Origin of the sequence: Streptomyces sp. A1136 (assembly GCF_004795055.1) — a bacterium.
Classification (GTDB): domain Bacteria; phylum Actinomycetota; class Actinomycetes; order Streptomycetales; family Streptomycetaceae; genus Streptomyces.
Genome location: NZ_SSBJ01000003.1, coordinates 187,459 through 208,957 on the forward strand (window position 1 = coordinate 187,459; position 21,499 = coordinate 208,957).

At 73.0% G+C, this 21,499-nt stretch carries 20 protein-coding genes; 6 read left to right on the forward strand and 14 right to left on the reverse strand.

The genetic code is table 11. From position 1 onward, the window contains the following. Window positions 1-190: 190 nt before the first annotated feature. The 3 genes from E6R62_RS04225 to E6R62_RS04235 all read right to left on the reverse strand — a co-directional run bounded on the left by E6R62_RS04225 (window position 191) and on the right by E6R62_RS04235 (window position 3,651). Window positions 191-1,660: a serine/threonine-protein kinase gene (locus tag E6R62_RS04225; protein ID WP_136211462.1), complete on the reverse strand. Its 1,470-nt coding sequence runs from the start codon at window positions 1,658-1,660 to the stop codon at window positions 191-193. Further along, the gene (locus E6R62_RS04230) at window positions 1,629-2,483 is read right to left on the reverse strand and encodes a serine/threonine protein kinase (protein WP_240801460.1); all 855 of its coding nucleotides are present in this window, start codon (window positions 2,481-2,483) and stop codon (window positions 1,629-1,631) included. Before E6R62_RS04230 ends, E6R62_RS04225 begins: the two co-directional genes overlap by 32 nt. A 376-nt stretch (window positions 2,484-2,859) precedes the next feature. Continuing rightward, the gene (locus E6R62_RS04235) at window positions 2,860-3,651 is read right to left on the reverse strand and encodes a metal-dependent hydrolase (protein WP_136211464.1); all 792 of its coding nucleotides are present in this window, start codon (window positions 3,649-3,651) and stop codon (window positions 2,860-2,862) included. A gap of 145 nt (window positions 3,652-3,796) precedes the next feature. On the opposite strand from E6R62_RS04235, the gene E6R62_RS04240 reads away from it, so the two are divergent. The 3 genes from E6R62_RS04240 to E6R62_RS04250 all read left to right on the forward strand — a co-directional run bounded on the left by E6R62_RS04240 (window position 3,797) and on the right by E6R62_RS04250 (window position 7,733). Beyond that, the gene (locus E6R62_RS04240) at window positions 3,797-6,319 is read left to right on the forward strand and encodes an RNA helicase (protein ID WP_136211466.1); all 2,523 of its coding nucleotides are present in this window, start codon (window positions 3,797-3,799) and stop codon (window positions 6,317-6,319) included. Between the two features lie 68 nt (window positions 6,320-6,387). Further along, on the forward strand, window positions 6,388-7,323 hold the full coding sequence (locus E6R62_RS04245) for an acyl-CoA thioesterase II (RefSeq protein WP_168713955.1): 936 nt from the start codon (window positions 6,388-6,390) through the stop codon (window positions 7,321-7,323). A gap of 8 nt (window positions 7,324-7,331) precedes the next feature. Further along, a complete protein-coding gene (locus tag E6R62_RS04250; RefSeq protein ID WP_136211468.1) occupies window positions 7,332-7,733 on the forward strand; it encodes a YchJ family protein in 402 nt (133 codons plus the stop codon). Here the strand turns inward: E6R62_RS04250 and E6R62_RS04255 are convergent. The 7 genes from E6R62_RS04255 to E6R62_RS04285 form a co-directional block, all read right to left on the reverse strand. Continuing rightward, on the reverse strand, window positions 7,697-8,563 hold the full coding sequence (locus E6R62_RS04255; protein ID WP_136211470.1) for a DUF6397 family protein: 867 nt from the start codon (window positions 8,561-8,563) through the stop codon (window positions 7,697-7,699). The genes E6R62_RS04250 and E6R62_RS04255 overlap by 37 nt on opposite strands. Before the next feature lie 88 nt (window positions 8,564-8,651). Then, window positions 8,652-9,050, reverse strand: coding sequence for a roadblock/LC7 domain-containing protein (locus E6R62_RS04260; protein WP_136211471.1), 399 nt, complete (start codon window positions 9,048-9,050; stop codon window positions 8,652-8,654). 207 nt (window positions 9,051-9,257) lie between these two features. After that, window positions 9,258-9,896: an ATP/GTP-binding protein gene (locus E6R62_RS04265; protein ID WP_136211473.1), complete on the reverse strand. Its 639-nt coding sequence runs from the start codon at window positions 9,894-9,896 to the stop codon at window positions 9,258-9,260. Continuing rightward, window positions 9,896-10,276, reverse strand: a complete 381-nt coding sequence (locus E6R62_RS04270) for a DUF742 domain-containing protein (RefSeq protein WP_136211475.1) — start codon at window positions 10,274-10,276, stop codon at window positions 9,896-9,898. Before E6R62_RS04270 ends, E6R62_RS04265 begins: the two co-directional genes overlap by 1 nt. A gap of 17 nt (window positions 10,277-10,293) precedes the next feature. Next, window positions 10,294-10,737: a roadblock/LC7 domain-containing protein gene (locus E6R62_RS04275; protein ID WP_136211477.1), complete on the reverse strand. Its 444-nt coding sequence runs from the start codon at window positions 10,735-10,737 to the stop codon at window positions 10,294-10,296. After that, window positions 10,734-13,433, reverse strand: a complete 2,700-nt coding sequence (locus E6R62_RS04280) for a nitrate- and nitrite sensing domain-containing protein (RefSeq protein WP_136211479.1) — start codon at window positions 13,431-13,433, stop codon at window positions 10,734-10,736. Before E6R62_RS04280 ends, E6R62_RS04275 begins: the two co-directional genes overlap by 4 nt. 87 nt (window positions 13,434-13,520) lie before the next feature. Next, window positions 13,521-14,300, reverse strand: a complete 780-nt coding sequence (locus E6R62_RS04285) for an MHYT domain-containing protein (RefSeq protein ID WP_136211481.1) — start codon at window positions 14,298-14,300, stop codon at window positions 13,521-13,523. Between the two features lie 177 nt (window positions 14,301-14,477). On the opposite strand from E6R62_RS04285, the gene E6R62_RS04290 reads away from it, so the two are divergent. Together E6R62_RS04290 and E6R62_RS04295 are read left to right on the forward strand one after the other, a co-directional pair. Further along, window positions 14,478-15,077: a class I SAM-dependent methyltransferase gene (locus tag E6R62_RS04290; protein ID WP_136211483.1), complete on the forward strand. Its 600-nt coding sequence runs from the start codon at window positions 14,478-14,480 to the stop codon at window positions 15,075-15,077. A gap of 306 nt (window positions 15,078-15,383) precedes the next feature. Then, window positions 15,384-16,181: a hypothetical protein gene (locus E6R62_RS04295; RefSeq protein WP_136211485.1), complete on the forward strand. Its 798-nt coding sequence runs from the start codon at window positions 15,384-15,386 to the stop codon at window positions 16,179-16,181. Between the two features lie 86 nt (window positions 16,182-16,267). Here the strand turns inward: E6R62_RS04295 and E6R62_RS04300 are convergent, their stop codons facing one another. Both E6R62_RS04300 and E6R62_RS04305 read right to left on the reverse strand, forming a co-directional pair. Beyond that, a complete protein-coding gene (locus tag E6R62_RS04300; RefSeq protein ID WP_136211487.1) occupies window positions 16,268-16,813 on the reverse strand; it encodes an MOSC domain-containing protein in 546 nt (181 codons plus the stop codon). Between the two features lie 20 nt (window positions 16,814-16,833). Beyond that, window positions 16,834-17,016 (reverse strand): hypothetical protein, encoded by a 183-nt coding sequence (locus E6R62_RS04305; protein ID WP_136211489.1) that lies wholly within the window; start codon window positions 17,014-17,016, stop codon window positions 16,834-16,836. A 185-nt stretch (window positions 17,017-17,201) separates the two neighbouring features. Between E6R62_RS04305 and E6R62_RS04310 the strand changes: the two genes are divergently transcribed. Then, complete coding sequence (locus tag E6R62_RS04310) at window positions 17,202-18,485, forward strand: GAF domain-containing protein (protein ID WP_136211490.1); 1,284 nt, start codon at window positions 17,202-17,204, stop codon at window positions 18,483-18,485. Between the two features lie 155 nt (window positions 18,486-18,640). On the opposite strand, the gene E6R62_RS04315 is transcribed toward E6R62_RS04310, so the two are convergent. Further along, on the reverse strand, window positions 18,641-19,252 hold the full coding sequence (locus E6R62_RS04315; protein ID WP_136211492.1) for a TetR/AcrR family transcriptional regulator: 612 nt from the start codon (window positions 19,250-19,252) through the stop codon (window positions 18,641-18,643). A gap of 60 nt (window positions 19,253-19,312) precedes the next feature. Then, complete coding sequence (locus E6R62_RS04320) at window positions 19,313-21,379, reverse strand: discoidin domain-containing protein (RefSeq protein WP_136211494.1); 2,067 nt, start codon at window positions 21,377-21,379, stop codon at window positions 19,313-19,315. Window positions 21,380-21,499: the final 120 nt, after the last annotated feature.

A 21,499-nucleotide genomic window follows, 5' to 3' on the forward strand; every position in this document is an offset into this window, starting at 1 on the left:
CGCGTCGGAATCACCTTGTTCTGCACAGGCGTTCGGCGTGCCGGGGCGAGGTGCGCACGTGATCGGCCCGCCGACAGCCCGCAAGCTAGTCGCGGTCGCGGCGCGGAGGGCATCCGGAACGATCCGGAGTGACAGCGCCGGGCCGGCTCCGATAGGGATGGGCGGGAGGCGGGCGATGCGGGGAGGCGGGTCAGCCTTCGGGGGCCGGCGCGGGGCAGGGAGGGACCTCGGGGCGGTCCTTCGTGCGGACGGCGGGCAGCCAGGCGGTGAGCCGGGGGGAGCCGGCGGGCAGGCGGACGCGGAACCACCGGGGGGACCAGGTGTCCCGCTCGTCGATGATGGGGATGCCGTGCGCGAGGAAGCAGTCGACGGCCAGTTCGTCGCCCTGCCACACCCGCGTCGGGACGACGTTGTCCGATGTGTAGGGACGCTGGGGGTCGATGGCCAGGCCGAGGCTGCAGTCCGGGTCCCGGTCGGTGCGGGAGGTGCAGCTCGGTTCGGCGTTGAACACCCGTATGCGGTCGGTCGTTCGGATTCCGGGGGCGTGCGGGGCGTCGGCCGCGGTGTACGGTCCGCTCGCGGCGGCCGTCCCGCAGAGCAGCGCGGAGACGAGCGCGACGCGGACGGCCCGGCGGGTGCGGCCCGCGGGGGCGGGACGGGGCTCCTCGCGCGCCTGTGGCCGGGCGGCGACGCGGGCCAGGATGCTCTCGGCGGTGTGGGCGGCCCGGGCCGCGTGGGTGGGGGCCAGGCAGTCGGCGGCCAGGGCGCGCCAGAAGGGCGGTACCGCGGGGTCCAGGCGCAATGGGGCCCGGCCGTCGGCGTACGCCTGGGTCGCCGCGCCGCGTGCCATGGGCGTGGCGCCGGGGAACGGCGGGGCCCCGGCGGTGAACACCTCGTGGATCACGATCCCGAGGGCCCAGATGTCGGCGCTCGGTCGGACCTCGACGCCGTGTTCCCCGAGGGGGGCCTTCCACCGCTCGGGCGGGAGGTAGTCGAAGGTGCCCATCGGGGGCGCGTAGCCGTGGGTGCCGTGCGTGCCGGTGAGCTCGGCGGCGAGGCCGAAGTCGGAGAGTCTGACGGAACCGTCCGCCATGAGCAGGATGTTGTCCGGTTTGAGGTCGCCGTGCACCCAGCCGGTGCGGTGCAGGTGGGCGAGTCCCTCACAGATCTCGGTGATCAGGCGGGCGCCTTCCGCCTCGCTCGGGGCGCCGGCTCGCAGGAGGTCCCGCAGACTGTGCCGGGCACGCTCCATCACGAGGACGAGGGCGCCGTCCAGGAAGGGGTGGTCCGGTTCGTTGAGCACGATGGAGTCCAGGAGGCGGATCAGCCGGGGATGGCCGGCGCGGCGGCCGAGTTCGACCTCGCGGCGGGCGGTGTCCACGACGTTGCGGGCCTGGCGCGGGGCGAGCCCCGAGGTCGGCAGGAACTTCAAGGCGACCCCGGGCGCCGGGATGGCGGGGGTCGGGCGCCCGGGCGCCGGAACCGCGGGCGCCGGGTTCCCGGGCGCCGTCGGGCGGTCCTCGCCGATCGCGCGTCCCGCGTAGACCGTCCCCCAACCGCCGGCCGCGATGGGCTCGGTGACCTCCCAGTCCCCGACTCGGTAGCCGCGCGGAAGCAGTTCCGTGCAGTCACTTCCCGAGGTGTCGGCCGGGCCGTGCACCTTCCCCTCCTCCGATCGGCTCGTCGTGCGGGATCGTCCCGCTCCGGAGCGGCAGCAGTGCCAGGTGCTCCTCCCGTACGAGCCCGAAGCGCAGGGCGAGGCCGACGATCGACTCCCGCTTGCCGTTGCGGCGGGCGCCGCGGCCGGGGTCCTGCCCGCCGGGAGGGGCGACGCGCATCTTCTCCTCGGCGAGGTAGTCGATGTGCGAGCTGACCGCCCGGGCCGTCAGCCTGCCGCAGGCCGGATGGCCCCTGAGCCGGTCGACGATGCGGGGCGTGGTCGGCACCGCGACCGGTGACTCGTCGCGCAGTCGCGGTTCGCAGAGCGCCACGAGGACGAGGAAGTAGGTGGCCGTCTCGTCCAGGGAGTAGGCGGTGACCGTGCGTCCGCCCCACTGGCCGCCCGCGCCGCCGAGGGCGTCCGGGTCGAGGTAGACGTGATCGGGGGCGAAGACCTGGAAGGAGACGGTGGTGTCGCGACGGGTGGGCAGCACGACCCGGGAGAACTCGAAGGGGATGGGCGCCCCGGCCCGGCGCGGCGGCACCCGCAGGTACTCGCCCGCTCCTTCGGGGTTCTCCACCAGGTAGCTGTGCGTCGGGCTGAGATTGCTCAGCTGCCAGTGGTCGTCGGTCACCCGGATCTCGCCCGCGAGTCGGGAGATGGCGGCGTCGACGAGGCGGAGTTCCACGGGCGTGGTGGCCGATCCGCGCCCGAATCGCGCCACTTGCCCCGGGCCGAGCCGTAACGTCACCCCGTCGCCGCCCGGCTCCGCGCCCCCCGCGCCGCCGCTTCCCGGCGGCAGATGGATCACTATCCCGCTCACAACCCGCTCCTCGCCCCCGCACGGGCGGTCGTCACGCCCGCCGAACGTTATACATCGCGGGGAAACGGGCATGGCCGGGTCCGTGGCCGTAATGAGCCGGTACGCGCCGTACCGTCGCCGGGCACGGGCAGGTGGCCGCGCGCCGTACGGGGCGCCCGCGGACCCGTACGCGCCGTCTTCGCGCGGGCCGGTATGCGGCCCGGGCGCCTTTGCCCCACCCGCGGCGAAACGGCGCGAACCGCACCCCCGGCCGGCTCCGGGACCCCGGCGCCCGGCCGGCCGGGGCACTCGCCCGAATGTGTCGCAGGCGCCTCGGGTCGGAGCCTGAGCGGGAAGGGCGGGAGGGCGGGGAGGGATGGCCTGCCCGAAGGTCGGCCTAGATGAAGTTCAGGGCTCCCGCGCCGCCGACCGCGCCCAGCAGCATGAACACCGGCATGAGGACCTTGAGCTCCACCCAGCTGCCGGCCCGGAAGCGCATCACCTTGGGCGGACCGATGGGGTACCAGCGCTTGCCGGCGATGGGGAGCGGCCACAGGATCGGGCAGCCGGAGACGGTCAGCGCGTCGCCGATGTCGTGGACCAGGGCGCCGAGCACGATCGGCAGGCCGAGCCACAGGTACTCCTGGCCGGGTCCGGTGAACAGCCAGCCCGCCCCGTTGCCGGGCTGGTCGAGCACACCGGCCAGGATCCAGGCACTGGTGGCGCCCAGGAGCCACACGAGGATGTCGCTGGACATCCTGGCGGCCCGCCACAGCAGGCCTTCGACGGCCAGCACGAGGTGGACGAAGAGCAGGAGGAGGACGCCCCAGCGGTCGGTGGTGGCCGCGAGGACGGAGGACCCGGCGCCGATGAGGACGGCCCACAGCCAGGTGTGGGTCAACGTGCGGTGTCCGCCGGAGCGGCGGGCGTCGCGCGGGGCACGGGTCGCCTTGTAGACGGCGTAGGAGATCTTGTCCACCACCTCGCACAGCCCCCGGGAGAGCGGGCCGAAGGCGCGGGAGATCGTCGCCGATTTGTGGTCGAGGTCGGGGGCGAGGGCGGCGCCCGCGCAGATGAGCGCGCCGACGACGAGGACGGGCCACGGCATGGGGTGTCCGGCGGCCGCGGAGGCCGCCCCCACCCCCAGCCAGGCCGCCGCGCCGGACAGAGAGTGCGCCGGACCCATCATGGTTCTTTTCCCGCCCCGGTTCGGTCGTATAGGGCCCCGGTGACTGATTCGCTCGGGCCGCGTCGACGGCACAGCGTACAGTCGATGATCTTCCTTCCCGCCGCCGGTTGTCTGATCCGGTGGGAAGCCAGGCAAGATGGGGGGTGTGACCCTCATTGATCAGCTCCCGCCGAACGCCGACCCCGACGCCCTCTTCGAGGCTTTCTCCTCGTGGGCGGAGGAGCAGGGCATCACCCTGTACCCGGCGCAGGAGGAGGCGCTGATCGAGGTCGTCTCCGGGGCGAACGTGATCCTGTCCACCCCGACCGGCTCCGGGAAGAGCCTGGTGGCGGCGGGGGCGCACTTCACCGCCCTGGCCCAGGACAAGGTCACCTTCTACACCGCTCCGATCAAGGCTCTGGTGTCGGAGAAGTTCTTCGACCTCTGCAAGCTCTTCGGCACCGAGAACGTCGGCATGCTGACCGGTGACGCCTCGGTGAACGCGGACGCGCCGGTGATCTGCTGCACGGCGGAGGTACTGGCCTCCATCGCCCTGCGCGACGGCAAGTACGCCGACATCGGCCAGGTCGTCATGGACGAGTTCCACTTCTATGCCGAGCCGGACCGCGGCTGGGCGTGGCAGATCCCGCTGCTGGAACTGCCGCAGGCCCAGTTCGTCCTGATGTCGGCGACCCTCGGCGACATGAAGCGGTTCGAGGAGGACCTGATCCGGCGCACCGGGCGGCCGACCACGGTGGTCCGCTCCGCGACCCGACCCGTCCCGCTGTCGTACGAGTACGTCACCACGCCGATCACCGACACCATCACCGAGCTGTTGGAGACGCGGCAGGCCCCGGTGTACATCGTGCACTTCACCCAGGCACAGGCGGTCGAGCGGGCGCAGTCGCTGATGAGCATCAACATGTGCACCCGCGAGGAGAAGGACAAGATCGCGGAGCTGATCGGCAACTTCCGCTTCACCACCAAGTTCGGCCAGAACCTCTCCCGCTACGTCCGCCACGGCATCGGCGTGCACCACGCCGGCATGCTGCCCAAGTACCGCCGCCTGGTGGAGAAGCTGGCCCAGGCCGGCCTGCTGAAGGTCATCTGCGGTACCGACACCCTCGGCGTGGGGGTCAACGTCCCGATCCGCACGGTGCTGTTCACCGCGCTCACCAAGTACGACGGCAACCGGGTGCGGACCCTTCGCGCCCGCGAGTTCCACCAGATCGCCGGCCGGGCCGGGCGGGCCGGCTTCGACACGGCGGGCTATGTCGTGGCGCAGGCGCCCGAGCACGTCATCGAGAACGAGAAGGCCTTGGCCAAGGCCGGCGACGACCCCAAGAAGCGCCGCAAAGTGGTCCGGAAGAAGGCGCCCGAGGGCTTCGTGGCGTGGTCGGACACCACCTTCGAGAAGCTGATCGCCGCCGATCCGGAGCCGCTCACCTCGCGCTTCAAGGTCACCAACATCATGCTGCTCTCGGTGATCGCCCGTCCGGGCGACGCCTTCCAGGCGATGCGCCACCTCCTGGAGGACAACCACGAGCCGCGCAAGGCCCAGCTGCGCCACATCCGCCGGGCGATCGCCATCTACCGCTCGCTGCTGGACGGCGGCGTCGTCGAACGGCTCGACACACCGGACGCGGAGGGCCGCAGCATCCGGCTCACCGTCGACCTCCAGCAGGACTTCGCGCTGAACCAGCCGCTGTCCACCTTCGCGCTCGCCGCCTTCGACCTGCTGGACCCGGAGTCCCCTTCCTACGCCCTCGACATGGTGTCGGTCGTCGAATCCACCCTGGACGACCCCCGCCAGATCCTGGCCGCGCAGCAGAACAAGGAACGCGGCATGGCCGTGGGCGCGATGAAGGCCGACGGGATCGAGTACGAGGAGCGGATGGAGCGGCTCCAGGACGTCACCTACCCCAAGCCGCTGGAAGAGCTGCTGCTGCACGCCTACGACGTGTACAGCAAGAGCCACCCCTGGGTGCGCGACCACCCGGTCTCCCCGAAGTCGATCATCCGCGACATGTACGAGCGGGCGATGACCTTCACCGAGTTCACCTCCTACTACGAACTCGCCCGCACCGAGGGCATCGTGCTGCGCTACCTGGCCAGTGCCTACAAGGCGCTGGACCACACCATCCCCGACGACCTGAAGTCCGAGGACCTCCAGGACCTCATCGCCTGGCTGGGCGAACTGGTGCGCCAGGTGGACTCCAGCCTGCTCGACGAGTGGGAGCAGCTGGCGAACCCGGAGGTGGAGACGGCGGAGGAGGCCCAGGAGAAGGCCGACCAGGTCAAGCCCGTCACCGCGAACTCGCGCGCCTTCCGGGTCCTGGTGCGCAACGCCATGTTCCGCCGGGTGGAGCTGGCCGCACTGGACCACGTCAACGTGCTGGGAGAGCTGGACGGCGACTCCGGCTGGGACGCCGACACCTGGGGCGAGGCCCTGGACCGCTACTGGGACGAGTACGACGACCTCGGCACCGGCCCCGACGCGCGCGGACCCAAGCTCCTGCAGATCGAGGAGGACGCGGCGCACGGCCTGTGGCGCGTCCGGCAGACCTTCGCCGACCCGAACGGGGACCATGGCTGGGGCATCAGCGCCGAGGTCGACCTCGCGGCCTCCGACGAGGAGGGCCGGGCGGTCATCCGCGTCACCTCGGTCGGTGAGCTCGGCGAGCTCTGACCCGCCCCCGCAAGCCCGCACCACCGGACCCGCCGGACCCGGTCGGACCTGACAGTGGAGATCCCCTGATGACGAACCCCGCCGAGAGACTGGTCGATCTGCTCGACCTGGAGCAGATCGAGGTCAACATCTTCCGGGGCGCCAGCCCCCAGGAGTCCCTCCAGCGCGTCTTCGGCGGGCAGGTCGCCGGCCAGGCGCTGGTGGCCGCCGGCCGCACCACCGAGAGCGACCGCCCGGTCCACTCGCTGCACGCGTACTTCCTGCGCCCCGGCATCCCGGGGGTACCGATCGTGTACCAGGTGGAGCGGGTGCGCGACGGGCGTTCCTTCACCACGCGCCGCGTCACCGCGGTCCAGCAGGGCAAGACCATCTTCAATCTGACCGCTTCCTTCCATCACCCGGAGGAGGGCGGCATCGAACACCAACTGCCTCCTCGCCTCGACTTCCCCCACCCGGACTCGCTCCCGAAGCTGGTCGACGAGATCCGCGAGCACCTGGGCGCGCTGCCCGAGGCGCTGGAGCGGATGGCCCGCCGTCAGCCTTTCGACATCCGGTACGTGGACCGGCTCCGCTGGACTCCGCAGGAGCTCAAGGACGCCGACCCGCGCAGCGCGGTGTGGATGCGCGCCGTCGGCCCGCTGGGCGACGACCCTCTCGTCCACACCTGCGCACTCACCTACGCCAGTGACATGACCCTCCTCGACGCCGTGCGCATCCCCGTCGAACCCCTGTGGGGGATGCGCGGTTTCGACATGGCCTCCCTGGATCACGCCATGTGGTTCCACCGGCCGTTCCGGGCGGACGAGTGGTTCCTGTACGACCAGGAGTCGCCCATCTCGCACGGCGGCCGGGGCCTGGCCCGCGGTCGTATCTACGACCTGGAGGGCCGACTGCTCGTCTCCGTGGTCCAGGAAGGCCTCTTCCGCCCGTATCCGTCCGCGGCGTCGACCTCCGCCGCGACGGACTCCTCCTCGCCGTCCGCTCCCTCGTCCCCGAAGAACTGAGCCCCAGCATGCCCACGCCGGCCCTCCCCTGTCCTTGCGGGCTGCCCGCCGCCTACCCGCAGTGCTGCGGCCGTTTCCACACCGGCGGGCGGCAGGCCCCCACCGCCGAACTGCTCATGCGCTCCCGCTTCAGCGCGTTCGCCGTCGGCGACACCGCCTACCTGCTGCGCTCCTGGCACTCCTCGACCCGCCCGGCCGGTCTGGAACTCGATCCCGGGCAGCGCTGGGAGCGGCTGGAGGTGCTCGCCGTCGAGCGCGGCGGGATGTTCGAGACTGAGGGGTCGGTGGAGTTCCGGGCGCACTACCGCGAGGGACGGCACACCGGGTCCCTGCACGAACTCAGCGGCTTCTCCCGGGAGGGCGGGGCCTGGGTCTACGTGGGCCCCCTCTCCCCCGTCGACTTCGACTGACCGCGCGCCCCGGTCAGGGCGAAGTCGAGGCTGGTGCGGTACCAGTGGATCTCATCCGGGTCCTGCGCCCGGGACAGCCGCGACGCGACGGCCGCGGCCGCCGGAAGCCGCGGATGCCCGTACGGCGGCGCGGGTGCGAGGGCGGCGAGCACGATCCGCTCCGCCGGGTCGGGCACCACCGCCCGGACCTCTTCCTCCGGCAGGACGGAAGCCAGTACGGCCGCCCGCTCCCAGGGGTCGGCGGTCCGTCTCAGCAGCAACCCCACATGCCGCCCGCGCCACGCCCGCGGCCGCAGGTCCGTCCTGGCCGCGATCAGCTCCCGGTCCGCCGGAGATGCGATCCCCGTCAGCATCCCGGCCTCCCGGACCGCGAACTCCCGCAGTTCCGCCGCCAGATAGAGCCACACCACGGCCCGGTACCGGTTGATCCGGTAGCCGATCGGGACGAGGTGCCCGCAGCGCGCGAGCCGGGTCAACCGGCTCGGCCCGATCCCCAGCACCTCGGCCGCGGCGTCCGCGCCGGCCACGGTCTCGACCCGCCCGCGCAGCGCCTGCGGGAACCCCTCGGCGGCGCGGACCCGATCCACTTCCGCCCGGGTGAAGCGGGCGGCTCCGCCGGGCGCACGGGGCCCGGCGCGCACCAGCCCCAGCTGGACGGCGCGGGCCAACTCGCCCCGCTTCAGACCCAGTTCCCGGGCCGCCCGCACGGCACCGAACAGCGGTTCCCGCGGGGCGTCCGCCGTCGTCTCCGCCCGCTGCTCCGCCCGCGCTTCCGGCACGACCCGCCCGGGCTCGTCCAACACGGCGCACACCCGCACATCACTGTTCATCACGGTCCTCCCCCACGAGTGACGATCACTCTGTGTGAAGACCGTAACCGAGAGCGACGAAAGGCGCAGGGGCTGTGGACAACTCCCGTCAGCCGCCCGTGATCCGCCGCTCCGTGACGCCCAGGTGCTCGCCCACCCGGTTCACCATCAGTGTCATCTCGTACGCGACCTGGACGATGTCCGCCTCCGCCGCGCTCAGCGCGCACAGGCAACTGCCCGCGCCTGCCGCCATGACGAATAGGAACCCCTCGTCGTACTCGACCATCGTCTGACGCACGTCACCGGCCCGGAAGTGCCGCCCCGAACCCTTCGCGAGGCTCTGCAGCCCGGCCGCGACCGCCGCCAGGTGCTCGGCGTCCTCCCGCGCCAGCCCCGCGCTCGCACCGGTGACCAGCCCGTCGTTGGACAGCACCACCGCGTGCCGGACCTGTGGCACCCTGCGCGTCAGATCGTCCAACAGCCAGTCGAGCTGCTTGTCCAGTGCCATGTGGAGCCCCTCCCCGTCGGCGCGGCCCACGCGGCCGCGCCCCACCCTGCTCGGTCGTCCGCAAGCCTTCCCCACCAGCTCCTTCCCGGCAAGGAGCACGGACCTCCGGCTCGGAAATGACTCAAGAGGAGCGGCGGACGCCCGCCCGGGTCGCCGCGAGCCGCCCCGGGCCGCCCCCGCACCGTCGACGACCGCCGCGCCCGGCGATCAGTGGGGCGCCGTCGGGGGGCCCACCGAGTCGAGCATCCGGGCGGTGTGCACCCGCCCCGCGTACTCGACCAGCCTGACCAGCACTTCCTTCCCCGAGTCCTTGTCCCGCGCGTCGCACAGCACGACCGGTGTCCCCTGTTCCAGATCCAGCGCCCGCGCCACCTCGTTCGCCCCGTACCGCCGCGCCTCGGTGAAGCAGTTGACCGCCACCACGAACGGGATACGCCGGTGCTCGAAGTAGTCGACGGCCGGAAAACAGTCCTCCAGGCGGCGGGTGTCGGCCAGCACCACCGCACCCAGCGCGCCCTGCGACAGCTCGTCCCAAAGGAACCAGAACCGGTCCTGCCCCGGTGTGCCGAAGAGGTAGAGGGACAGCCCCGCCCTGATGGTGATCCGGCCGAAGTCCATGGCCACCGTCGTGGTCGTCTTGCGGCCGACGCCGCCCGTGTCGTCGACGAGTTCCCCCGCGCGACTGAGCTGTTCCTCGGTCCGCAGCGGCCTGATCTCGCTGACCGACCCGACCAGGGTGGTCTTGCCGACCCCGAAACCACCGGCCACGAGGATCTTCAAGGCGAGTGGCGCCGACTCGTCGTCCGCTCCGTCGCCCGGGGCCGGACCGTCGTCCCGCAGTCCCATCACAGTGCTCGCAATCCTTCGATGACTTCCCGCAGAATCCGCTCGTCGGGCAGCTGGGCAGGCGGCACCGGGCGGCTGACCTTCACGTGGCCTCCCTCCAGCAGGTCCCCCAACAGGACCCGTACGACGCCCACCGGCAGGTCGGCGTCGGCCGCGAGCTCCGCCACGGACTGCGTCTGCGCCCGGCACAGCCCGAGCAGCGCCCGGTGTTCGGGACCGAGCAGCGCCTCGTCCGCGGCCTCGGGGCCCGACCGGTCCACGACGACCAAGGCGATCAGGTCGAACCGGACCCCGTGCGGGCCCGGCTTGGTGCGCCCTCCGGTCATGGCGTACGGACGCACGAGCGGGCCCGCCGCCGCGTCGTACCAGTGCTCTTCCATCTGTGCGGCCGCCGCCCTCAACCGGCGGCAGGCGGTCGCGCCGTGAACCGGGGCGGCGTGTAGAGGTGCTCGCCGACCCGCTTCACCAGCCGGGCCATCTCGTAGGCGATCAGCCCGATGTCGGCGCCCGCGGCGCTGAGCACGGCCATGCAGGAGCCCTCCCCGGCCGCCGCTACGAAGAGGAACCCGTCGTCCATCTCCACCATCGTCTGGCGCACGCCACCGGTGCGGAAATGTCGCCCGGCGCCCTTGGCGAGGCTCTGGAACCCCGAAGCGACGGCGGCCAGGTGTTCGGCGTCCTCACGGCTCAACCGGCTGGACGAACCCACCGCCAGGCCGTCGTTGGACAGGACCACCACGTGGCTGACCTCCCTGACCCGTACCACCAGGTCGTCCAGTAGCCAGTCCAGCTCGCCGGACCCGTGGACCCCGTCCGGACCGGTTCTCCGTTGTTCGATCATCGTGATTCTCCTTCGCTGCCGTCATGGGGGGACTGTTCCTGGGCGCCGCGGGTCCAGCCGGCCCGGTACGCCGCCATCCGGTCGCGGACCTGCTCGGGGCTGCGGCCCGGTGGGTCCTCGAAGCGACCCGCCGCGACCGGGTCCACCGGGTCGGGCACCTCGCGCAGCTGCGGGACCAGGCTGGCCTGGCGGACCCTGCGCGGCAGTTCGGTCACCGAGGCGGCGACGGGCCTGGTGACGGGCGAGGTGACCGGCGTCGGTGCGGCGGGGATCCGGATCGCGCCGTCGACGCGACCGGGACCGCGCGGCCGGAGCGAAGCCACCGGGGCGGGGCGCCCGTGCTCCGGCGCCCCGGCCGGGTCCGGTCCCCCGGCCGGGCCCGGGCCCGACTCCGAGTCGAGGTCGGGGTACGGGTCCTCGGAGTCCGGGTCCGGCTCGGAGTCCGGGTCCGCGGCAGCACGCGCGGGTTCCCGTAGGTCACCGGCCGCCGGATGCCGCTCGGTGCGCGGCCCCGGAGCCGCCCCGCCGACCGGCCGCGCCCGCTCCGCGCCGTGGGGCCGGGCGCCCGGGGCGATGGCGCCCTGGATCAACGCGTTGGGAAGCAGGACCACCGCCGTCGTGCCGCCGTACGGTGACGTGCGCAGGTGCACGCGGATGCCGTGCCGGGTCGCGAGCCGGCTGACGACGAACAGTCCGAGGCGGTCGCTGTCGAAGAGGTCGAGTGCCTCGGACTGCTCGATGCGGCGGTTCGCCTCGTCGAGCGACGTTCCGCCCATGCCGAGCCCACGGTCCTCGACCTCGACGACGTACCCGGCGCCCACCGGCTCGCCGCTGACCCGGACCTTGGTGTGCGGCGGCGAGAACTGGGCCGCGTTCTCGATGAGTTCGGCGAGCAGGTGGGTGAGGTCGGCGACGGCGCCGCCCACGATGGCGGCCTCGGCGAGCCGGCGGACCTCGACGCGCTGGTAGTCCTCGATCTCGGAGACGGCGGCGCGGACGACGTTGGTCAGCGGTACCGGCAACCGCCATGCCCGCCCGGGAGCGGCGCCGGAGAGGATGATCAAGCTCTCGGCGTGCCGCCGCATCCGGGTGGTGAGGTGGTCGAGCCGGAAGAGGTCCCCGAGTTCGTTCGGGTCGTCGGCGCGCCGTTCCATGGAGTCGAGCAGGGTGAGCTGCTTGTGCACCAGGACCTGGCTGCGGCGGGCGAGGTTGACGAAGACGCCGCTGACCCCGTCGGCGAGTTCGGCCCGTTCGACGGCGGCGCTCAGGGCGGCCCGGTTGACGGTGGACAGCGCCTCGCCGACCTGGGTGATCTCGTCGTCCGCGACCGGCGCGGGCGCGATTTCGGCGTCGATGTCGATCTCGCGCCCGGCCCGCAGCCGCTCCATGGCCTGCGGGAGCTTGCGGTGGGCGATCTCCAGGGCGGTGTTGCGCAGTGCGACCAGCTCGACGACCAGGCCGCGCCCGATGCGTACGGAGATGACGAGGGAGGCGGCGACGGCGGCCAGACCCAGCAGCACGGCGGCGCCGGACGCGCCGAACGCGCCTTCGGCGAACGGGGCGGCTCGGTCGGCGGCACCGGCACGGGCGGCCTCCGCGATGTCGCGCAGGGAAGCGCTGACGCCGGTGTACGCGGAGTCCCATCCGGAGGGCACCCCGCGGGTCTCCTTGGCCGAGGTCCCGCCCGCGGACGTCCCGTTCGGCGTCGTCCCGCTCGCCGAGGTCCCGCCCGCCGACGTCCCGTTCGGCGTCGCGGCCGCGCCCAGCGCCCGTTCCTCGACCCCGGTGAGCTCGGTGTAGGGGGCGCTGCCCGTCACGGATTCCCAGGCGCGCCGGCCGGCGTCCGGCAGGTCTCGCGCGGCGGCGTCGGTGACCGCGCGCCGGGTCTCGATGACACCGGTCAGGCGGCGTGGCGTCGCCGCGTTCCGGGCCCCCGGCAGGGCGAACAGCACGTCCTCCCGGGCCAGCAGTTCCCCGGCCCGGTCGAACTCCAGCAGCACCCGGTCGGCGGCCCCGAGTTCGGGGTCCCGGCCGCCCGAGAGCGACCCGGCGGCGGCGAGGTCGGAGTCGGCGACGCGGGTGTAGGTCTCGTAGGCGGTGTCGGGGCTCGCCCGCCGGTCGGTGACTTCCTTGCGGAACGGGCCGAGCGCTTCGGCGGCGGCCACGAAGGCGCCGAGTCGGGAGACCACCTCCGCCGGGTGGTCGCCGGAGTCGGCCACGGTGTTCCGGTCGCCGAGCCGCAGCCGGCGCACGGCCGCGTCGGTGCGCCGGGCCTGTTGTTCCAGTGCGGAGCCCTGCTCGGCCGCGGGATCGGCCAGGAAGCGGACGGCGGCCCGCCGCTCCGCCTGGAGTTCGGTGAGGGCGGCCCGCAGGGGGGTGCGCATCTGCGCGTCGACGCGACGGGCGCGGCTGAGGCGGGCGATGTCCTGGGCGGTGCTCACCGTCGCGAAAGCCCATAGGCCGAGCAGCGAGACGACGGGGACCATCAGCAGGCAGACGACCTTGGCGCGTACCGTGCCGGGGCGCAGACGTACGCCGGGCCCGGCGCCTCGCCGGGCCCCGCGCCGCGAGGTGTCCCCGGGCGACCCGCCCGACGGCTCCTCGGCGGCCGGCCCGGCGTGCGCCCGGCGGCCACGTGCCGGGGGCGCGGACGTCCTCGGCGGCGCGGCTTCCGGTCTCCTGCGGGTTGTGCGCATGGGGCTCCTCGTTCGGGGCGGTGCGGAGGGTGTGGTCGGGTCGGGCGTTCGAGGGAGCGGGCCGGGTGAGCCGGCGGGGCCGGACGGTCAGCGGGCTCCCACGGCGCTCTGTCCGAGGTCGCGCGCCGAGGTGGAGGCGGCCCGTTCGTCGGCGGTCGGGGACAGCGCCACGAACGCGGAGGTGAGGAAGAGGTAAGAGCCCAGTCCGACGGCGAGGGGGAAGATGAACTGCATGGCGGTCGCGCCGGGCAGGGCCGCGTCGGAGGGGGTGACGCGGACGGCGACAGCCAGCATTCCGGTGTAGTGCATGCTGCTGACGGCCGCGCCCATGACGAGCGAGGCGACGGCGACGGCCAGCGGCGACTTGATGTGGAGGGCGGCCCACAGGGCGGCGGTCGCGGCGACGACGGCGATGGCGACCGAGAGCCCGACGGTGAGCGGACGGTAGGAGACCGTGCCGTGCAGGCGCAGGGCGGCCATGCCCAGGTAGTGCATGCTCGCGACGCCGAGGCCGGTGGTGAGGCCGCCGAGGACCAGGGCCCTGCCGCGGCCCCTGCCGTAACCGACGGCGAAGACCCCCGCGCCGACGACCAGCACGGCGACGAGGAGGCTGAGGATGGTCAGCGGAACGTCGTAGTGGATGTCGGTCCCCGTGACCTCGAACCCGAGCATGGCGACGAAGTGCATGGTCCAGATGCCGGTGCCGATGGCGGAGGCGGCGGTCAGGAGCCAGTTGCGGCGGGTGGTTCCGGTCGCGGCGAGGGCACGGACGGTGCAGCGCAGCCCGAGGGCGGCGCCGATGCAGGCCATCACGTATGACAGCGCGGGTGTCAGCCAGCCATAGGCGGCGTGGTGCAGGTGTCCCATGGCCAACGGACGCTAGTGCGGGTGAGGGCGCGAACAAGGGGCGCATTTCGAAAGCCGCTGGAACTGCTGGAATATGACAGAGCTACGTTCGTCTTCGATCACGCCGCATGTCACCTTGTCCACGCCCGACGCGCGGAACGGCGGACCGGAGGCGCGCGCGTGGGAGATCATGGGGCCATGAGCGAAGACCACACGCATGTCCGGGAGTTCTTCGGGTCGCGGGCCGCGGACTGGGACCGCAGGTTTCCCGAGGACGGCCCGGCCTTCACACGCGCCGTGGCCGACTTCGGTCTGCGCGCGGGGGACCGGGTGCTCGACGCGGGCTGCGGCACCGGGCGGGCGCTGCCCGCGCTGCGCGCGACCGTCGGGCCCGCGGGGACGGTGATCGGCGCGGATGTCACCCCGCAGATGCTGGCCGCCGCGCGGGAGGCCGGACGGGACGAGGTCGCGACTCTGCTGCTCGCCGACGTCGCCCGCCTGCCGTTGCGCACCGGCGTGCTGGACGCGGTGTTCGCGGCGGGTCTGATCGCGCACCTGCCCGATCCGGAGTCGAACCTGCGTGAACTCGCCCGGGTGGTCCGCCCGGGCGGGCACCTCGCACTGTTCCACCCGATCGGACGGGCGGCGCTCGCCGCTCGCCATGGGCGCGAACTGTCCCCGGACGATCTGCGGGCGGCGCCCAACCTGTACCCGCTGCTGTCGGCGGCGGGCTGGGAGACGACCTCGTACGCGGACGAGGACGACCGGTTCCTGGTCGTGGCCCTCCGCCGCCCCTGACCCCGTCGCGGGTCGGCGTGCGAGGGCGACGGACGGGCAGCCGGCCCGCGGAGCCCTTCCCGCTTCCACTGCCACGCGCGGCCGGGCGCCCTGAAGGCGACGGTCGAGATCCGCTCCCCGGCTCGGTCCGGCCGTGCGCCGTGCCCTTCCGCTCCCCCGGCCCGACACCGGTCCTTCCGGGGTGGGAGCTCAACTCGTCGTGCGCGTGCGCGGCTTGAAAATCGACTGCCGCAGGCTCTCGACGGGTGAGTTACCCACTGGTTAAGGTGCGCCGACGAGCGAGCGACCGGATCGGGAGGAGGCCACGTGTCAGAAGCGGAGGACGGGGGTTCGCTGTACGTGCTGACCGCCGTGTTGCTGACCCCCACCCGGTTCCCGACGGTCCTGGGCGACGACTTTCCCGAGGCGTGCGCGCTCCTGGGCGTGCCGCCCGTCGCGGACGGGTACGGGCTGGTGCTCGGCCAGGACGAGGACGGCGCGCGGTGGACGGTCGTCGTGGACGACGTCGCGCTGGTGGCGACCGCGATCGCCTCCTGGGACTGCGGCATGGAGTACGACCTGTCCCCCGACGAGCGGACCATAGTGGTCTCGCTGGCGGGCTGGCCGCTACAGCTCACGGTCTCCGCCTCCGGCATACCCGAGCCGCACGATCCCGAGCAGGGCGCGGACGGCACGGGACGCGTGCCGCTTGCCCCGCCCTCGGCGGAGGCGTGGGGACCCGTGCAGCGCCGGTTGGGCGCCGACCAGATCGCGCGGGAGTGGGCCGACTGGCGCGAGCGCGTGGCGACGGACGGCGGGGCCACGGCCGCCGCCCACCCGGGTCTCGCCCGGGCGCTGGAGGAGGCCGCGGGCTACGCGGAGCAGACGCCGCCGCCGGGCCGGGTGCGATCCTCCTTCGCGGAGGAGGGCGCGCGGACGCTCCGGGCGGACGGGCCCGGCTGGTCGCTGGTGGCGCGTACCGGCGAGGCGGCATTCGTCCTGCTCGACGAGGAGCCGGGTGGGGTTCTGGCCATCCCGCGGGAGGGCTTCCCCGCCCATCCCGAGCTGCCGGAACTACCCGGGTTGCTGGCGGCCTTGGCCCGCGTCGCGGGTCGACCGGCCTGAGGGACAGAGGGCCCGCCCCGCGTCGGGCCCGAACGTCAGACGCGTCCGAACGTCAGACGCGCCCGAACGTCAGGCGCCTGCGAGCGTCAGACGCGTGCGAGGCGGGTGTGCGGGGTCGGCGGGAGGGTGACGGCGATGTGATCGCCGGGGCGGACGGTGCCGCCGTGCCGGACCACGCCCATGACGCCGGCCTTGAGTACCGGACGGCCCTCTTCGTCCCGGCCGACGACCTGCTTGAGCAGCCCCTTTTGGAACTTGTCGATCTGGAGACACGGGTTGCGCAGGCCAGTCACCTCCACCACCGCCTCCTCGCCGAGCCGCAGCAGGGTCCCGACCGGCAGGCCGAGGAGGTCCACGCCCTCCGTGGTCACGTTCTCCCCGAGCTGGCCCGGTCCGACGGTGAAGCCGGCCCCGGCGACCTCGTCGAACAGCTCCCGGTGGATCAAGTGGACCTGCCGCAGGTTCGGCTGGGTCGGATCTTGTGCCACCCGTGAGCGGTGCTTGACGGTGACCCCCGCGTGTACGTCCCCCTCGACGCCGAGCCCGGCGAGGAGCGTGATGCTCTCCCGCCGGGGTTTGGTGAACGAGTAGACGCCGTTGCCGGCGACCGCCGTGACCCGCGCGTTCTCCATGTCCGTCCCCCTGGCCGCCGTCAGCGGCCGATCTGCTTCCCGGATATGCCCCTGAGCCGACGCCGCTGCGAGGAGTCCAGCATGAAGTACCCCACCGTGGGCACGCCGATCAGGACCAGGAGCCCGGCCCAGAATCCGACCGTGGCGAACAGCACGAGGGCTGCCACCACTCCGACAACCGCGACCTTTCCGCCTGTGGACATCTGCGGACACCTCCTCCTGCGTCGGCCACTACCCCTTCAACGCGTGACCCCCGCCACGCGTTCCCGGCCACGGGGCGCGCCGCACGCGCCGCCTTCCGGACAGATCCGCGAGGCCGGACCGTCGCGACGACGGGCGCACTACGGTGGACGCGGGCTCCGGCCGTGGCGACACCAGGGAGGGCGACATGGGCGATCCGTCGGTGGCGTTGCCGCGTGGGGCCGACCCCGCGGAGCGTACCCGCGTACTGAGCCGGGCACACGACGCCTTCACGCGGGACGGCCGCGTCGAACCTCCCGTCCGGGCGGTGATCGCGAAATCCTGGCGGCGCTGCGCCCGGGCCCGGGTGAGCCCGGAGTGCGCGCCGCGGGTGGACATGGCGGAGGCGGAGCTGCGCTCGTACCGTGACCAGCACCCACTGGCCCGGGTAATGCCGCTGTTCCGGGACCTCGTCGGCGCCTTCGCCGCACACGGCGCGCACCTGCTGGCGGTGTGCGACGCGCGGGGCACGCTGCTGTGGGTGGAGGGCGAGCCGGGTACGATCCGCCGGGCCGACCGGCTCGGTTTCGTCCCCGGCGCGCACTGGTCGGAGACGGCGATGGGAACCAACGCTCCCGGGACGGCGGTCGCGCTCGGGGAACCCGTCCAGGTCTTCGGAGCCGAACACTTCAACCGTCGCGTGCACCCTTGGACCTGCGCGGCGGCCCCGGTGCGCGACCCGCTCACCGGAGCACTGCTCGGCGCGGTGGACATCACGGGCGGGGACGGACTGGCCCACCCGCACTCGCTGGCCTTCGTCCGGGCCGTGGCCAGGGCGGCGGAGGCGCAGCCGGCCCTCCGGGAACCGGCCGCCCCGGGCCAGGACACCCTGACCGCGCTGGGCCGTGACGAGGCGCTGCTGGTGAGCGGCGGCCGCGAGATCCCGCTGGGGCGGCGGCACAGCGAGATCGTGGCCCTGCTCGCGCACCACCCCGAGGGGCTTTCGGGCGAGGAGTTGGCGCTCGCCCTGTACGAGGACGAGGCCGTCGCGTCCGTCACGCTGCGGGCGGAGATCTCCAGGCTTCGGCGCCTGTGGGGTGCGCGGAACCTGCTGTCCCGCCCGTATCGGGCGGCCTTCGCGCTGGAGGCCGATTTCACCGCCGTCACCCGGCACCTGGCGGCGGGCGCCGTCCCGGCCGCCCTCTCCCGCTATCCGGGGCCCCTGCTGCCGTCCTCCACGGCCCCCGGGATCACCCGGTTGCGGCGCCGGATCGAGGACCAGGCGCGGGCGGCCGTGATCGCCCGGGCGGACAGGAGGCTGCTGGCGGACTGGGTGTGCAGTCCGTGGGGGGCGGACGACCCGGAGGTGTGGCGGGCCCTGGCGGGGGCCCTGCCCGCCGAGGACCGGCCGGCCGCGCTGGCCCTCGTACGGTCTCTGGACCGCGAGCTGTCCGCCGTGCCGACGACGCCGCGGGGCCGGGCGCGCCGCTGAGGCCGGCCACCCCACCCCCAGGCCGCCGCCGCCCGAGGCCACCGCCCGCCGAGGCCACCGCCCGCCCGAGGCCACCGCCGCCCGGGACCACCGCCCGCCGAGGCCACCGTCCACTGGGGTTCTCGGACCCTGCGCCCCCGGGTCCGGCGGCCCGCTCAGGCGTCCCGCACCAGGCCGGTGACGTGGTCGGTGATCATGTCCAGGATCTCCGCGGCGGCCTTCTCGTCCCCCAGGACGAGGAAGTGCAGGGTCAGGCCGTCCGTCATGGCGGCCAGGTACCGGGCGAGGACCTCGGCCGGGACGCCGAGTTCGAATCCCATGACGGCGCGGAGGTCTTCGATGAGCAGGCCGTAGGTGTCGGAGTACAACTGGTACTGCCGTCGGGCCAGGTGGGCGAAGCCGGGCTGGCGCACGGCGTACTGGGTGAGCTCGTAGGTCAGCATGTGCTCGCCGGGATGGGCCACCACGTGGTCCCAGTAGGCCTGGAAGCCGGCCCGAATGGTCTCGTGCAAGGTGGTCGCGTGCGGGGTGGTCCGGGGGCGGAGCGCCTCCCGGACCACCCCGATGCAGTGCTCGGTGATCGTCTCGATGACGGATTCCAGCAGGGCCTGCTTCGAGTCGAAGCAGTAGTGGAAGACGCTCAGGGACAGCCTGGCCTCGGCCGCGATGGACCGGGTGGTCGTCCGGGCGACGCCGTCGCGCGTCATCGCCCGGATCGCCGCCTCGGTCAACTGGCGCCGCCGGTCGGCCAGGGGCATGCGTCCCATGCGTGTTCCTTTCCTACGCGCTCACTGGGCCCGCGCCGCCCGGACGCGCGCCCCGCGGGGTCAGCCGCTGTAGACGCCGACCTCGTAGAGGGAGTAGCCCCACTGCGTGCCGCGGCCCTGCCCGTGGACGCGGACGAAACGCGCCGGGACGCCCGCGAACCGGGCGGTGTCGAGGCCACCGTCACCCGTGGTGGTGGACCAGACCGTCTGCCAGTTGCTGCCGTCGGCCGAGGTCTCGATGCGGTAGGCCCTGCCGTAGGCGCGTTCCCAGTCGAGCGTGACGCGCTTGACGAGCCTCTGGGAGCCGAGGTCGACGCTCAGCCACTGGTCGTCGCTCCAGTCGCTGGCCCAGCGGGTCCCCCGGTCTCCGTCGACCGCCCGGCCGGGCGCGTAGCTGGTGAACGGGTTCCACTCGGAGGTGCTGGCGCTGGTCGCCGCGCCCGCCGCGAGGTTGACGCCGGCCTGGTGGTGCTCGGACGCGCCCCATGTGCGGAGGTACGACTCGGCGCCGCGGAAGAGGTCGTCCACGACGCCCTGGCCGCCGACGATGCGGATGTCCTCGATCCAGTCCGGGACCAGTCCGTAGTGCGCGGCTCCGTCGGTGTTGAGGTCCCAGGTGCGCTGTCCGGCGGTCTGTCGGTCGATGACCGAGCCGCCGTCGGTGCTGCGGAAGGGGTACTTCACCGGGTTCGGGGTGTTCGCGCCGCGCGGGCCGGGCCAGCCGCCGACGCCGTTCATGTCGGTGCCGTAGCCGTATCCGACGTTGTACTTCTCGCGCAGGGCCTGTGTGCGCTTCGCCTCCGCGCTGAAGCCCTCGGAGCCGTTCATGTACTGGGCGGCGAACCCTCCGAGCTTGTAGAGCCGCTCGGTCCAACCGAGGTCCATCCAACTGTGCGAGGAGATGACGCCCGGGTAGGACTCGGTTTCCAGGATGTCGAAGGCCTGGCCGGCCGCCTTGACGCTCATGTGGTCGACTTCGAGCATCATCTTGCGTTTCATCATGCCGCGAACCGCGTACTCGCCCAGAGCCGTGAGTCCTCGGGTGTTGCACTGGGCGTCGGCCGCGTAGGTCGGGACCGCGACGCCCGGCGGCAGTTCGCCCTGCGCCTGTGGCGCGGGGGCGAGGCCGATGGGGTTGTCGTGCTGCGGGCCGGCGCACTTCTCGGTCTGCCAGAAGGTGCCGGTCGACAGGAACTGCCCGACGTTGATGGCCGTGCCGAGGGCGCCCTCGTCGAAGCGGACGCCGCACAGGGCGTTGTCGAACTTGTGGCACAGGAACATGCTGCGCACGCCGAGCCCGTACAGCTCGTCCAGGCCGCGGTCGATGTCCTGCTTGCTGCACTGGGCCACGTCGAGGATCTGCTTGCAGCCGAACGGCTCGGAGGTCTCGACGCCGAGGACGACGGCGAGCTTGCCCTGCTTGACGACCTCACGCGCCTGCGCGGAGTCGGTGACGATCCGGAACCAGCCCTTTCCGGGTCCGCCGTACATCTTGTCCACGAAGGCCTGCATGTCGTACGACTTCTGCGCTTCGAGCCGGATGGCGGCCATCTCGTCGCAGCCGCGGTCCTTGAAGAAGTAGACCGAGCAGATGACCCCGTTGGTGACGAGGTCGTTGACGAGCACCCGCTGGCCGCCGCGCCAGGCGCGTTCGATCCAGGCGTAGTAGTTCTGCTGGTGGGTCAGGGAGTCGTGCGCGGGCCAGTCCTTGAAGGTGGGCCAGCCGGTGGGGTCGTGCCTGCCGTCGCCGCCCTTGGTGATGAAGTCGAAGACGGCGAGGGAGCCGTCGGGGTAGTGCTCGGGACAGTCCTTGAGGGCGTCGGCGACACCGAGGTCGGAGAAGGGCTTGCCGCAGATGAGTCGTCCGCCGAAGCCCTCGTTGGACATGATGTGGTCGTGGGCGTCGACGAAACCGCGTACGTTGCCCTGCGCGTCGGTGCCCTTGAAGGGCTCGCCGGTGACGTTGATCGCGGAGTCCGGCGCCGGGCGGGCCACCGGGTCCCACCAGTCGGGGTCGGCCGCCGCGGCCCCCTGGGTGGGGCCGAGGACCATGGCGAGCATGGCGAGGAGTAAGGACAGGACCGCGATCGGCCTGCCTCCGATGTGCGGCTGTCGGGTCACGGCCATCACCATGTCTCCGGTCGGTGGACGGCGGGTGCATTGTCATGTCCCGCGCAAGGTTCCCCGAGAATCCCGACTGCCGCCACAAGAGTCAAGAGTCCGGGACGCTTGACCTGACGGATCGTC